Origin of the sequence: Taklimakanibacter lacteus (assembly GCA_003576695.1) — a bacterium.
Taxonomy (GTDB): domain Bacteria; phylum Pseudomonadota; class Alphaproteobacteria; order Rhizobiales; family Aestuariivirgaceae; genus Taklimakanibacter; species Taklimakanibacter lacteus.
In genome coordinates, this window is sequence record QOZQ01000009.1 from 179,933 (window position 1) to 193,896 (window position 13,964).

The 13,964-nt window shown below is 61.9% G+C and carries 13 protein-coding genes; 10 read left to right on the top strand and 3 right to left on the bottom strand.

What is annotated here, in order from left to right; all coding sequences use genetic code 11:
* Positions 1-46 precede the first annotated feature (46 nt).
* Positions 47-1,078 carry a lysophospholipid acyltransferase family protein gene (locus DT068_RS28100; RefSeq protein ID WP_162914305.1) on the top strand — a complete coding sequence of 344 codons (1,032 nt, stop codon included), beginning with the start codon at positions 47-49 and terminating at the stop codon, positions 1,076-1,078.
* Positions 1,079-1,323: 245 nt separating this feature from the next.
* Here the strand turns inward: DT068_RS28100 and DT068_RS19030 are convergent, their stop codons facing one another.
* On the bottom strand, positions 1,324-1,542 hold the full coding sequence (locus tag DT068_RS19030; RefSeq protein WP_119391462.1) for a hypothetical protein: 219 nt from the start codon (positions 1,540-1,542) through the stop codon (positions 1,324-1,326).
* A gap of 19 nt (positions 1,543-1,561) precedes the next feature.
* Positions 1,562-2,956: an ammonium transporter gene (locus tag DT068_RS19035; protein WP_119391463.1), complete on the bottom strand. Its 1,395-nt coding sequence runs from the start codon at positions 2,954-2,956 to the stop codon at positions 1,562-1,564.
* 340 nt (positions 2,957-3,296) lie between these two features.
* On the opposite strand from DT068_RS19035, the gene DT068_RS19040 reads away from it, so the two are divergent.
* On the top strand, positions 3,297-3,542 hold the full coding sequence (locus DT068_RS19040; RefSeq protein WP_119391464.1) for a hypothetical protein: 246 nt from the start codon (positions 3,297-3,299) through the stop codon (positions 3,540-3,542).
* An 82-nt stretch (positions 3,543-3,624) separates the two neighbouring features.
* Here the strand turns inward: DT068_RS19040 and DT068_RS19045 are convergent, their stop codons facing one another.
* On the bottom strand, positions 3,625-4,659 hold the full coding sequence (locus DT068_RS19045) for a GlxA family transcriptional regulator (protein ID WP_119391465.1): 1,035 nt from the start codon (positions 4,657-4,659) through the stop codon (positions 3,625-3,627).
* A 180-nt stretch (positions 4,660-4,839) separates the two neighbouring features.
* On the opposite strand from DT068_RS19045, the gene DT068_RS19050 reads away from it, so the two are divergent.
* The 8 genes from DT068_RS19050 to DT068_RS19085 all read left to right on the top strand — a co-directional run bounded on the left by DT068_RS19050 (position 4,840) and on the right by DT068_RS19085 (position 13,964).
* The gene (locus DT068_RS19050; protein WP_162914306.1) at positions 4,840-6,180 is read left to right on the top strand and encodes an extracellular solute-binding protein; all 1,341 of its coding nucleotides are present in this window, start codon (positions 4,840-4,842) and stop codon (positions 6,178-6,180) included.
* A 75-nt stretch (positions 6,181-6,255) separates the two neighbouring features.
* Positions 6,256-7,158, top strand: a complete 903-nt coding sequence (locus tag DT068_RS19055; RefSeq protein WP_119391467.1) for a carbohydrate ABC transporter permease — start codon at positions 6,256-6,258, stop codon at positions 7,156-7,158.
* On the top strand, positions 7,158-8,024 hold the full coding sequence (locus DT068_RS19060) for a carbohydrate ABC transporter permease (protein ID WP_119391468.1): 867 nt from the start codon (positions 7,158-7,160) through the stop codon (positions 8,022-8,024). Before DT068_RS19055 ends, DT068_RS19060 begins: the two co-directional genes overlap by 1 nt.
* Entirely contained in the window at positions 8,021-9,490 is a 1,470-nt protein-coding gene (locus DT068_RS19065; RefSeq protein WP_119391469.1) for an aldehyde dehydrogenase family protein, read from the top strand. The genes DT068_RS19060 and DT068_RS19065 overlap by 4 nt, the downstream gene beginning before the upstream one ends.
* Before the next feature lie 37 nt (positions 9,491-9,527).
* On the top strand, positions 9,528-10,736 hold the full coding sequence (locus DT068_RS19070; protein ID WP_162914307.1) for a sialidase family protein: 1,209 nt from the start codon (positions 9,528-9,530) through the stop codon (positions 10,734-10,736).
* Positions 10,737-10,746: 10 nt separating this feature from the next.
* On the top strand, positions 10,747-11,910 hold the full coding sequence (locus DT068_RS19075; protein ID WP_162914308.1) for an exo-alpha-sialidase: 1,164 nt from the start codon (positions 10,747-10,749) through the stop codon (positions 11,908-11,910).
* Positions 11,897-13,012 carry an ABC transporter ATP-binding protein gene (locus DT068_RS19080; protein ID WP_119391472.1) on the top strand — a complete coding sequence of 372 codons (1,116 nt, stop codon included), beginning with the start codon at positions 11,897-11,899 and terminating at the stop codon, positions 13,010-13,012. Before DT068_RS19075 ends, DT068_RS19080 begins: the two co-directional genes overlap by 14 nt.
* On the top strand, positions 13,002-13,964 hold the full coding sequence (locus tag DT068_RS19085) for a dihydrodipicolinate synthase family protein (protein ID WP_119391473.1): 963 nt from the start codon (positions 13,002-13,004) through the stop codon (positions 13,962-13,964). Before DT068_RS19080 ends, DT068_RS19085 begins: the two co-directional genes overlap by 11 nt.

The following is a 13,964-nucleotide window of genomic DNA, read 5'->3' on the forward strand; positions in this document are numbered from 1 at the left end:
CCGCCGGGACGCAGACTGTGCCGAAATGGTTAAGGGATGTAGGTTGGTGACGAATATCGAACAACATCCGTTGGATACAGCGCAATGGTCGACCCCGGGCGCCGGCGGCGGCGATGCGTGCATAGTGACGCGCACCCTGCCTGATCGTCCGCGCTCATTGATCGACATGGCTGACCTATTGGCCTTGGGCGCGCTCGCTGTCGGGACGCCGATTGCTTCGATCCTCTCCGACAAGCAGCTTGGCGCGTTGGCGAGCAATCTCACCCGGTTTCTTCCTCCCGGCTTTCGGCAGGAGGCGAAGCTCGATACCTTTGTTAAGCTTGGTGGGATGTCCCGGGACGAGGCTGTAACCCTTCGCGACCGGCAACTCGAACAGCGGCTGACCTCTCTCGTCTTCTTTCTGAAGCAGCTCGGCGGCAGGCCCGCTTACAAAGCGACCGTGGAAGGACAGGAGAATGTTGCGGAAGCGCTCGCCCACGGTCGAGGTGCCGTAATCTGGATCGCCGATTTCGTGTTCGCCAGCGAAATTACCCGCCAGGCATTCCATTCAGTGGGACATCCTCTTACGCACATGATCCGCCCGGAGCATGGCCTGTCTTCCACTCGCTTCGGCCTCCGATATCTCAACCCCATTCATGCGAGGGTCGAGATGCCTTATCTGCGCGAACGCATCGTCTTCGATCGAAACGATCCCCAGAAAGCGCGTCACCGACTGGAACAGTGTCTGGCCGAGAACGGCCTCATCTCAATTCTGGCCTGCGCCTATGAGGGACGCAAGCTCGTCTATTGCCCATTTCTGCGCGGGCGGCTTGCGCTGGCGGCAGGTGCTCCGGCTCTCGCCTTCAAGATGCGATGCCCGATCCTGCCGGTATTTGCGCTGCCGTCGCCGAGGGCACCCAATTTCGTCGTGACTATTGGCAAACCTCTGTCGATGAGCGCCACCGATCGCGACACAGCCCTTCTTCAAGCCACCAGCGACTTCGTTCAGCGCCTGGCTCCCTATGTGAATGCTTATCCGCATTTGTGGCGCGGCTGGCCTTCTCTTGCCGGCGACAGCGTCATCAGCGACACAGCCTAAATCGCAATCAGGTCAGGTTGCTACGACCCGACCTGATAGACGTGATCGAAGTCTTGGGGTCAGCGTGTGATCGGACGGAAAGCCGGTACTCGCTTTTCCCGATCACGCGCCGGAACAGTCGCTCCGCCTGCTGTGCCGACTCTTGCCGGTGTGCACCGAGCCGGAACCCGCAAAGAAAAAAGGCCGGCCTTATGGCGTGGACGGGCCACACTGCGTGCCAGTGGGGACGGGCACGTCGCGACCGGTCAGTAGCGATCGATCGCTTTCTTCGTGTCTTCCCCGCGTGGATCGGAATTGAGTTCGCTGGAGATCTCGGCGGCTTCGTTGCGCATTTGCAGGATGTGCCATCCGATCCAGAATGCGAGGCCGAGGATCACCAGGAGAACTTCCGATCCCTGGAAGGGGTAGATGGCGCCGACATCCTTGAGATCGACCGCCCAGCTGGTCATTCCATTGGTTGACATGACGTTGTTCCCTTCGTGATTACTTGACCATGGCCCTCTCGGCCGCCGCGACTTCACGAATGGCGGCTTCGTAAGCCTGGTTGTTGCTGAAATCGAGGCCTTCGAGCTCGACCTTGGCCGGTACCCGCAACAGATTCATGCCGTTGAGGATCTTGGCCACGATGTAGATCGGGATGAAGCCCAGCGCGAACATGATCACGGCACCGATGAAGTTGCCCCATGGCGTGATGGCGGCATAGCCTTCATATGGCGAGGAGGGTTGTCCCCACAGCATGAAGCCCGCGACCACGACGCCAAGGAAGCCGCCATAGCCATGTACCGCCACCGCACCCACCGCATCGTCGACCTTGAAGCGGTTCTCGACCCAGTAGTGGAGCTTGTAGCAGATGACCGGCACGATGGCGCCGATCAGCATGGCCTGGATCGGATGATAGAGGTCGTTACCAGCCGAGGCGCCGATGACACCGCATAATCCGCACGAATAGGTCCAGAAGGCATTTCCTTTTGAGATGATGTAGCCCGCCATCAGGCCGCCCGACAACGACATCAGGAAGTTGAATGTGATCGCCGACAGCGTGGTTGGCGCCAGATAGATGTTGGTCGCCGTCCACGTCTCGCCGGTTATCTGGCCCGCAATGGCTGCGGGGCTTATGACGGGAATGTTGCAGGCGGCATAGAAGCCCCAGAAGCCCGTATAGATCAGGAACAGGCCGATCGTGACGAGCCACGGATTGTGCGGCGGAATATCGCGCGCCGTTCCATCGGCTCGGAACTTTCCGATCCGCGGTCCAAGCACGATGAGCGTTGCCAGTGCGGCTCCGCCGGCGATCGCATGAACGACGCCGGAGGCATAGGCGTCATGATAACCGAGCAGCTTCACCATCCAGCCGCCAAAATGCCAGCCCCATGCCGCATCGATGATCCACAGGACCGAGCCCACCAGCACCGCTATGATCCAGAAGGCACCTGAGCGCACGCGCTCGATGATCGAGCCCGACACAATCGATGCCGTCGTGATCGAGAAGAGCAGGAAGGCGGCCCAGAACACGCCGTTCAGGCGATGCCACAGGGCGGCAGTTGCGGCATCGATGCCGCCGTCAGGCGTCGGTCCCGAAAGATGTGTCCCCATGAGCGGACTCCAGGGAACCGCCTGCGGCGCCGCAGTGAGCCCGCCGGTGAAGCCTGGTCCGTTGGGAAAGGCAAAGTAGATGTACCAGCCGAAAAAGAAGAAGGTGACGGTGACAAGCGGGATTGCCATCGTGTTCTTCATCAGCGTGTGGAGATGATTGCGCCGGCGCGACGCGCCGACTTCATACATGCAGAAGCCGACATGTATGAGAAACATGATGACGACTGTCACCCAGTAGTAAAACTCGGTGAACACAGTCGTGACTGCGCTCAGATTGTCGCCCATCTTCGGTCCCCTCCGGAAGTCTGCATTTTGCCCCCTCGGAAAGACTTCCATGATTCGTTGCTTGCGGGGCAAATTTATTTTCCCACAGGAAAATACGCCTCTTGGCCAAAGTCAAGATGAGACAGGCGGTTTCCCACCGGAGTCATCAGACCCGAGACCCTTTTGGACTGGAATAAATCAAGCAATTACAGGGTGTTATGGGAAATCAGGCGATTTCGGAGGGCGAGTCGAGCAGGGGACAATCAGTCTGAACGCCAGCTAAATGCCTCTCTCAGGCTTCATACAGCCGCCAAGGCGCATCCTCCGGCGATCATCACATCTCGCCTTGAGGACCCGTGTCATGCTTCGCCTTCAGTCCCGCAAGTTTCTTCAGATCGTCCTCGGCCTTGCCGTGGCGCTCGGCATTGCGGCGACGCGCACGGAGAAGGTCTTCGCCGAAATGCAGTCGAGCCTTCCGCATGAAGCGGGGACCATCGCGACCGTCCTTGGCCACACTGTTCCTGAGCCTTTCGATCCGGCGCGCGTGCCGCAATCGGGCGGCATGGCCTCGCGCCTGCTTGCCGGCATCAGCGTGAAGCTGGGCTAGGCCCGCAAGGCCGAGGCCGGCGGCGCGCGACAAGCGAGGAATGCCGGGATCGCGGCAACCACGGCCGATCCGGCAATAGTACTCAATTTCGTTTGTTCGCCGCCGACAGGCGGGCGATCTCGGGGCGCACCAGTCGGCCCTGGATGTCGCGGAAGGAGTTCCGGAAGGCGCGCGGCGACTGTCCGAACTGCGCCTTGAAGGCGCGGGTAAAAACCGCCGGATAGGAGAAGCCGCAGGCGACCGCGATGTCCTTGATGTCGCCTTCCTCATAAAAGAGCAGGTTGCGCGCCGCCTGGAGCCGGATCAGCAGATAGAGTTGTGTCGGCGTCTGGCCGAATTCGCGCCCGCAATAGCGCTCGAGCGTCCGGACCGAGATGCCGAGCTCTTCCGCCAAGCGGCGCGGGCTCAAGGGAAAATCAAGATGCCGTTCCATGAGGGCGACGAGCTGGCGCGAGAGCGACGGTTCGGCATTGATTGTCGTTCCTTCGACACGCTGCGCCTGGGTGGCATTGCGCGGCGTGTGGATGAGCGCATTGGCGACTTCACGCGCCAGCGCCGCACCTCGCAGGCGTCCGATGAGATCGAGCATCAGATCGAGCATGCCGACACCGCCGGCGCAGAAGCCGAGCTGCCGGTCGAGAAGATAGAGCCGGTTCTCGATCGAAGCTTCGGGGAAATGCTCGAGATAAGCGGGCATCGCTTCCCAATGGATGACGAGCTTGCGTTCGCCGGTGAGGCCCGCCATGGCGAGCGCGAAGGCGCCGGTGTCGACGCCGATGACCGTCGATCCGTGCCGATAGGCGGCGCGCAGCGCCGACAGGAGCTGTGGCGAGGTGTTCTGGGTCGGCAGGTTGCCTTCGAGCAGGATCAGGTAATCGCAGTGCGGCAGGGTGGCGAGATCATTGTGCACCTCGATGCGCATGCCGTTGCTGGCGCGCACCGGCTGGCCGGTTTCGGAGACGAACAGCCAGTCGAAAAGGTCCTGGCCGCTGTTCTGGTTGGCAATGCGCAGCGCCTCTGTCGCCAGGATGAAGGCGTTGAGCGGAAATTCCGGCTGCAGAATGAAGGCGAAGCGCGGCCGCGTCTCGGGAAGTGCGCTTCGGCGTGGGTCAATCATGGGGCTGTCGTTCAGTGCAAAGTTTCTGACGCTGAGTATCAGCTGAAATTCAGCCTTCTGTCAAAAACTCAAACCTGGGCCGGCCCGCCGCCACGCGGCTAAACCGGTCAAAAAGCTCAGGAAAATGGCTCGATAACAAAGCGAGGCATGCGGTTTGGTGCGTGCCCTTGGGAGGTTTGCATGTCTGTGAGAACCACACTGAATGGAACATCGGCCCTGAACCGGCGCGGGCTTCTGAAAACCGCCGGCGCCGCCGCGGCCCTTCTGGCCGCACCGCGACTTGCCACGCGCCGTGCCAGTGCCGGCAACCCGATCGAGATTGTCCATTGGAGCTGGCTGGCCGCGTCCGATGGCGAGATCTGGGCCAGGATGATTGCCGACTTCAACGAAGCGCATAAGGACAAGGGCGTCCAGATCAAGATGGAGGTGGTGCCCGAGGAGCAATATGTCACCAAGGTACTGGCGGCGGTCGCGACCGGCAAGGCGCCCGACTTCGGCTGGGGCACGGCCGGCAAGGGCGCGCAGCTGGCGCGCGATGAGGTGGTGATCCCGCTCGATGACCTGGTGGCGAAAGCAGGCCTCGACATCGCCGACTTCAGCGCGTCCTCGATCGCAGCCTCGCGCTACCCCAAATACGACAACAAGATGTTCATGATCCCGATGGATCTCATGAGCCTGCAGCCCGAGATCAATCTCGATCATGTGAAGGAAGCGGGTCTCGATGCGGCGAATCCGCCTGCCGATGGCGCGACGCTGCTTGAATGGGCCAAGGCAATGACCAAGCGCGACGGCGACAAGGTCACGCGCTCCGGCATCATGATGACGGGATCTGGCGTCCAGCCCACCGTGACCTGGGGCATCGTCGCCGAGCAGATGGGCTTCAAGCGCGCCAGCGATGATTTGAAGACGGCCTGCGTCAATCCCGAGGCCGGCAAGCAGGCGATGCAATGGGTGCTCGATCTCTTCGACAAGCACAAGGTCTCGACCCGCGACGTCACCGATCGCTACAAGGCCTTCGGCACGGGGCAGGGCTCGATCTTCTGGACGGGACCGTGGACGCTCAATGGCTATGTCGGCCAGAAGCTTCCCTTCAAGACGGCTCTCTTCCCCAAGATCGGCGACAAGCATGTCACCTATTTCGAGGGTGGGGGCCTCGAGCTCTATCAGCAATCCGACACGGGTCGTTATGAGGCGACGATGCAGGCGGTCAAATGGCTGTCCGACAACAGCTTCCTATGGACGACCGTGGGCCGTGGCGCATCCCCGCGCAAATCGATCCTCGAGCGGCCGGACTACAAGACGACCGGGAATAGCTGGGATGTGCGCGGCGCCTTCGTCGACGGCATGGACTTTGCCTCGGTCGGCGAGATCCCCGTCGTCAACGGACCCAACTTCACCATCTATTCCGGCGGCAATTTCCTTGCCAAGACTCTGGAAGGTGTGTGGTCGGGCCAGACCTCGATCGATGCCGCCATGACCCAGATCCAGACCCAGTGGCAGGCCGATCTCGATGAGGGCTGAGTGATGATGGCGGGCGCCGTGGGCTAAGTCCAAGGCGCCCTTTCCTGCAAACCAGGGGAAGTGAACGGAACAGGCATGAGCGCTGCCGCCCATAGCGTGGATGACGCACGCGGTCGAACACCGCGCGAGATCGACAAGGCCGGTTATGTCCTTGTCGCGTTCTTCGCCATTCCGTTCTTCCTGTTCAACATCATGCCGGTGCTGTTCGGCTTCTATGTCGCCTTCACGCGCTGGAGCATCGTCGGCTCGCCGAAATGGGAAGGCCTCAGGAACTTCACCCGCGCCTTCAACGACCAGTGGGTGGCCGTCGCCTTCAAGAATATCCTGCTCTATGGCCTCATCATCGTGCCCTGCGTGACGGTGCTGGGACTGCTCTTCGCGCTCTTCGTCAACAAGCGCTATCCTCTGTCGGGGCTCGCGCGCACGCTGTTCTTCGCGCCGACTGTCGTCTCCGCCACGGTGATCGGCCTTGTCTGGGTGTGGCTGCTCGACACCCAGTTCGGCCTTGTCAATCACTATCTGTCCTTCTTCGGCATCGACAATATACCATGGCTGACCTCGACCCGCTGGTCGCTGGTAGGGGTCAGCATCGCGTCTGTGTGGTGGGACCTGGGCCTTGCCTTCGTGCTGTTCCTGGCGGCGCTGCAGGACATTCCCGGCGAGATCAACGATGCGGCCATCGTCGATGGCGCCAATCGCTGGCAGCGTTTCCGTTACGTGATCCTGCCGCATCTGCGCCCGGTGATCAGCATGGTCGTCACCTTGCAGCTGATCTCCACCTTGCGCATCTTCAGCCAGGTCTATGTCATGACCAATGGCGGCCCGGCGAGTTCCTCGTCTTCACCGATCCACTACATCTACAGCATGGCGATCGTTCGGAATCTGTTCGGCTATGCCTCCGCCATCGCCATCCTGCTTTTCGCGCTGATCCTCGCCATCACTTTCGCGCAGCGCTTCCTGCTCAAGGAGCGCGTGTGATGCCGCAATGGCTCGAACGCGAATTGGAGGAACGCCGTCTCAACCGGCTCGACCTCCTGATCTGGCCGGTGGGCCTCGCGGTCGCGACCCTGTGGGCCTTGCCTTTCGTCTGGATGGTTTCGACCTCGTTCAAGTTCCCGGCCGACGTGATGACGCAGGACATCGAATGGCTGCCGAGCCGGGTAACCTTCGACAACTACATCAAGGTCTTCGAATATCCGGTCGTGCGCTGGGGCATCAACAGCCTGATCCAGGCGACTTTGGCGACTTTCTTCTGCGTGCTGTTCGGCGCCATGGCGGGCTACGCGCTGGCGCGCATGCATTTCCCCGGCCGCAATCTGCTGTTCGTCATCTTCCTCGCCTCCCTGATGATCCCGGTCGAGGTATCGGTGATCCCGCTGCTGCTGGCTTTCGTGAAGGTCGGCTGGGCCAGCTCCTATCAGGCACTGATCCTGCCGGCGATCGGCAATGTGTTCAGCGTCTATATCTTCCGCCAGTTCTTCCTGACCTTCCCGGCCGAACTCGAAGACGCGGCCAAGATGGACGGCGCCGGTCCGTTCAATCTCTTCTTCCGCATCGCTTTGCCCCTGGCGCGCGCACCTGCCATTGCGGCCTCGGTCATCATCTTCACCTTGAACTGGAACAGCTTCCTGTGGCCGCTTCTCGTCACCTTCGATGAGAGCATGAAGACCCTGCCGGTGGGGGTCGCCGCCTTCACCCCGGTGGTCGGCACCCGCACCCAGATCGAGGGCTATAGCGTCGCCATGGCGGCGGTCACCATCCTCAGCATACCGAGCCTGCTGCTGTTCTGCTTCCTGCAGCGTTATTTCATCCAGGGCATCTCACAAGGCAGCATCAAGCAATGAGCGACAGACGCTACAGCCGCGCCGATCTCAAAGGCCCGCTTCCCGACGCGCATTTCATCTACGGCGCCTATCGCCATGCGGCGGCGCGCGAGACCTTCGCGACGGTCGATCCCAGCACCGAGGAGACGCTCACCTCCGTCGCGCGTGGTCGCGCTGCCGACATCGACCTTGCTGTCGAGGCCGCACACGGGGCCCAGCGCGGTGATTGGCGCCAGATCACGCCGGCTGAGCGCGGGAGATTGATGTTCAAGCTTGCCGATGCGCTCGAGGCCGATGCCGAGCGCTTCGCACTCATGGAGACGCTCGATGTCGGCAAGCCGGTTAAGGAGTCACTCGGCGATGTCAGGGGGGTATGCGCCACTATCCGCTACAATGCGGGTGCTGCCGACAAGATGGAAGGCACGACCATTCCTCTGGGTCCGAGCTTCATCGACTTCACGATGCTGGAGCCCGTCGGCGTCACCGCCCATATCGTGCCCTGGAATTATCCGCTCGGCATGGTGGCGCGCTCGGTGGCGCCCGCTCTGGCCGCCGGCTGCACGGCCGTCGTCAAGCCGGCGGAGCAATCGCCGCTGACGGCGCTCGCTTTCGCCGAATTGTGTCACAAGGTCGGCTTCCCGAAGGGCGTCGTCAATGTCGTGGCAGGCTATGGCGAGGAGGCGGGGGCGGCGCTTGTCGCCCATCCCAAGGTGCGCGGCATCACCTTTACCGGCTCGGTCGCCACCGGCCGCAAGATCTATATGAATGCCGCGCAAGGCCTGAAGCCGGCGGTGCTGGAGCTCGGCGGCAAGAATCCGATGATCGTGCTCGATGATGCCGATCTGGAGCGTGCCGCCTTTGATGCCATCGATGGCGCCTTCGGCAATAGCGGCCAGGTGTGTTCATCGTCATCGCGACTGCTGCTGCAGCACAACATCGCCGAGGAGTTCCTTGAACGGCTCGCGGAGAATGCGAGGAAGCTCGGCGTCGGACCGGGCCTCGACAATCTCGATCTCGGGCCGCTGGTCTCGAAAGAGCAGTATGACAAGGTGCAGTCCTATCTCGCCAGTGGCCGCGCCGCGGGCGCCCGGATGAGGCACGGCGGCGGCCGGCCAGCCGCATTGGCGCGCGGCTATTTCATCGAGCCCACCATCATCGATCATGTCGATGCCGGCAGTGCCCTGGCGCGCGAAGAGATATTCGGGCCCGTCGCGGTGGCGCAGGTCTTCGACAAGGTGGAAGAGGCGGTCGAGCTTGCCAATGGACTTGGCTACGGCCTGGTCTCCGGCGTCTACAGCCGGGACATCTCGCGTGCTTTCAAGCTCGCGCGCGATCTCGAAGCAGGCTCGGTCTGGATCAATGGCTGGTTCATTGGCGGGGTCCAGGCGCCGACCGGGGGAATCAAGGACAGCGGTATCGGCCGTGAACGCGGCCTGCCCGGAATCCGCAATTATCTCAGCATCAAGAATGTCGGAATCCGGCTCTGACAGGAGAGTTTCGATCATGCCTTATGAGGAAAGCAGAATGAGTCCTATCAAGAATGTCGAGCACTATACGATCTTCAAGCACAAGGAGCATTGCGTAAACCAGATCGCGACCCGTGTGCTGAAGAATGGCGATCTCGTTGCCGTCTTCAACGAGGAGCGCTTTCCTTATCATCATGACAGTGGCCAGACACTGCTGACGCGCTCGACGGATGGTGGCAAGAGCTGGAGCGAGCCGACCGTCGTGCTGCCGTGGACGGCGACGCAGGGCAACTGGGATTGCGGCATATGCGAGCTTGATGACGGCACGCTCCTCGTCAACATGACGATCACCGGCTTCTTCAAGCGCGGAGTCAAGCCGGAGCAACCCTCGTGGAGCACCCATCCCCATACGAGGGAGTGGGGCGACTGGACCTGGGCTTACAAGACGCAAGCCTGGCTCGGCACCTTTGTCGTCAAGTCGAAGGATGGCGGCAAGAGCTGGACCGATCCGATCCCGGTCAATGTCCGCCCCCTGAAGCATGGCGGCTGCCGCCTCGGCTCATGGCTCTTGCCCAACGGCTCGCTGCTGATGGGACTCTATGGCCGCATCCATGGCTATGAGGAGGAAGGCGAGGGCGAAAGCACGCGCTCGGCCCTGATGCGCTCCGACGATGGTGGCGAGAACTGGGAATATTATTCGACGCTGGCCTATGATCCGGCCAACATCATCGACTATGAGGAGCCGGGCCTGTTGCGCCTGAAGGATGGGCGCCTCGTCTGCTTCATGCGCACCCATGTCAATCCGTCGGGTGACGCCAAGAACATGGTGATGACCATCTCGGAAGATGACGGCTTCAGCTGGACGCCGCCCAAATGGACGAATATCTGGGGCTATCCGCCCGAGCTGATCGCGCTGCAGGACGGCCGCTACCTCATGGTCTATGGCTATCGCCGCCCGCCCTATGGCGTGCGCGCCATCATTTCCGAGGACGGAGTCACCTGGGATCGGAAGAACGAATTCGTCATTCGCGAAGGCGGCGTACCGGGTGCCACGGCGACCGAGACTCCGGGTTCGAGCCGCATGACCCCGGCTTCGGGCAAGATCGCCGGTGGCGGTGTCGACTGGAACCATCCCGGCATCTACCAGCACATCGGCTATCCGAGCGTGGCCCAGATGAAGGACGGCACGGTCGTGTGCTCCTTCCATGAATGGAGTGACGATCCGAAGCCCCTGCAATATGTCCGCTGCACGCGGTTCCGCGTCTGAGGAGCAAAGGGTGAACGTGCTCGACACCAGCGGGGATCAGGCGATGGCGCACAGGCTGCTCCATCGCGATCCCTTCGCCTATTGCGCCCATCCACATCTGATCGCGGCACGGCCCGACAACTGGCTCATGGTCTTCACCCAGAGCCGGCGGCGCGACATCGTCCTCCATCCGCCGCAGGATCCCTTCTACTGCAATATGCTGATGCGGTCGGAGGATCAGGGGCGGAGCTGGACGACGCCGTCGATTATACCGGGCTTCCGCTGGCAGGGTGTCGAATGCGCAGGCCTGACGGCACTTCGCTCGGGCAAGATCCTGCTCAATCAGTGGCGTTTCGACTGGTACCCGCTCGATCACGCGCGCGCACATCTGAAGCCTGAAGACTATGTCTCATCCGAGCACCTGATGGGGCCCGAGGCGATGGCGGCCGAGCTTTCCGACTGGGCACCGGAGTCTCAGACCATCGCCGAACGTTTCCCCTGGGCGCGCGGGGGCGGCGAGACCTGGATCCATACTTCCGATGACGGCGGGCGCAGCTTCGCCCGGTCGGTCAGGATCGACACGGCGCCTTTCAGTGGCGGCTATGGCATGCGCGGCGGTGTCGAGCTGCCTGATGGCGAGGTCATCCTGCCGCTCTGCGACGTGCCGCAGTATCGCAATGTGTTCATCGTCCGCTCGCTCGATAGCGGCGAGAGCTGGTCGCAGGCTGAGCTGGTGGCCGGCGGTGAGGGCCATGAATTCGAGGAACCGGCACCATTGCTCCTGCGCTCCGGACGCCTGATCATGCTGCTGCGCGACAACCTCACCCGCATCCTGCATCTTGTGCATTCGGATGATGGCGGGCGAAGCTGGAGTGCGGCATGCGCGACCGGCATCATCGATTATCCGGCGCATCTGCTCGAACTGCCGGATGGGCGGATCGCCTGCGTCACCGGTCGGCGCGCGCCGCCATTCGGAATCACTCTCCATATATCGGAAGATGAAGGCGAGACCTGGCCGGCCGATCGTCCGATCATGGTGCGCTCAGGTCTCCCCAATCGCGATCTGGGCTATCCCACCATGGCGCTGCGCCCGGATGGCGATCTCTTCATTGCCTATTATGCCCAGGATGTGAGTGGCGTGACCGGCATCCAGGCGAGCCTGCTCAAGAAGGAGGTCATCGATGGCCGCTATTGAGCTCAAGAACGTCGCCAAGTCTTTCGGCAATGTCGCGGTGATTCAGGGTGTCGACCTCAGCGTCGAGCATGGCGAGTTCATCGTCTTTGTCGGGCCTTCCGGCTGCGGCAAGTCAACGCTGCTGCGCATGATCTGCGGGCTCGAGCCGATCACCTCGGGCGCGCTGTCGATCGGCGGCAAGCCGATGCAAGGGGTGGCTCCCGCCAAACGCGGCGTGGCGATGGTGTTCCAGAATTATGCGCTCTATCCGCATATGACGGTGGCCGAGAATATGGGCTTCTCGCTGCTGATGGAACGTGTGCCCAGGAAGGAGCGCGAGGCACGGGTGAAGCGCGCCGCCGAGACCCTGCAACTCGGTGAATTGCTTGGGCGCAGACCCAAGGAACTGTCGGGCGGCCAGCGCCAGCGCGTCGCCATCGGCCGCGCCATCGTGCGCGACCCGCAAGTATTCCTGTTCGACGAGCCCTTGTCCAATCTCGATGCCGAATTGCGCGTCCAGATGCGTCTCGAGCTCGCCAAGCTGCACCGCAAGCTCGGCGCCACCATGATCTATGTGACGCATGACCAGACCGAGGCGATGACGCTCGCCGACAGGATCGTGGTGCTGCGCTCCGGCGTCATCGAGCAGATCGGCACGCCGCTCGAGATCTATGCGGCTCCGCGCAACCGTTTCGTGGCGGGCTTCATGGGCTCGCCCAAGATGAGCTTCCTCGCGGCGAAGGTGGTCAGGACATCTGGCCGCGAAGTCACCCTGGCGGTGGAGGGCATGTCGCCCGCAACCGTCGACATCGAGCTGCGCAAGGCGGAGAGGCTGGCGGATCAGGTGACACTCGGCATCCGGCCCGAGCATTTCCGCATGAAGGGCGGGCAGGGCCCCCGTCTCCAGGCGCGGATCGATTTTGTCGAACGGCTGGGCGGCGACAGCTATTTGCATGCGCCCGATCATCCGGCCGGCGGCCTCATCATTCGACAGAGCGACGCCGTTCCGGTGAAGCCTGATGCAATGCCTGTGACCATCGGCGTCGACTGGCCTGAGGTTCATCTCTTCGCCGCTGGCGGCCAGGCCATCGAACTCAAACGGGAGAGCTTAAGTGAATCCTGAACTGCTGAAATCCCGGCTTGCGGGCTGCTATGTGACCATCCCGACTCCCTTCGAGGATAGTGACGGCTTTCCCGTAAACCATGCGGCCTTGCGCAGCTACGTACGCTTCCTCGTGTCGAGCGGTCTCAATACCGACTATGCGACGCTTCTTTCGGGCGGCGCCGCGGGCGACTTTTCGACCATGACTTTCGAGGAGCGCATCCGCGTCGCCGAGACCGTCGCCGATGAAGCGAAGGGCAGGGTACCGCTCGCTTTTGGCGGCCAGTCGACCTCGACGCTGGAACTCGTGCGCCTCGCCACAGCTGCGCAATCCATGGGCTTCGACTTCATGCAGGTCTCGTGCCCATTCTACTTCACCCACACGGAAGGCGATTTCGAGGAATTCGTCACCGCCGCGGCAAAGGCCGCACCTGATCTCGGCATCATCGTCTATAATACCTTCTGGACGGCGACCGGGATGTCTTTCGCCATGATCGAGCGCCTGGCGCGCATTCCCAATATCGTCGGCCTCAAATGGGCGACCCCGCGCACCGATGCGATGGAATTCGAGGATGTCACCTCGCATTTCTCCGAGCGCTTCACCATCATCGACAACAACCTGTTCTTTCCCTATTCGGCGATGCCGGCACTGGGCGCGAAAGCCTTCGAAGTGCATCTGTGCAATTACTGGCCGGAATGGGGCATCAAGCTCGTCGATGAGGTGAAGGCCAGGAACTATACCGAGATCTCGCGCATGATGATCAAGGAGGCGATGCCCTTCTACAAATTGTGGGTGAAGATCGAGAAGGAGTATACGAGCGGCGACGGCTATCTCGACAAGCTCTGCATGGAGCTTGTCGGCCTGCCGTCGTCGCGCTGCCGCCCGCCGACGCGCGATGTGCGCGAGCGCTATCGCGACGAAACTTACCGCATGATGAAGCAGAAGAAGGTGCCGCGCCTGGTCGCAAGATGA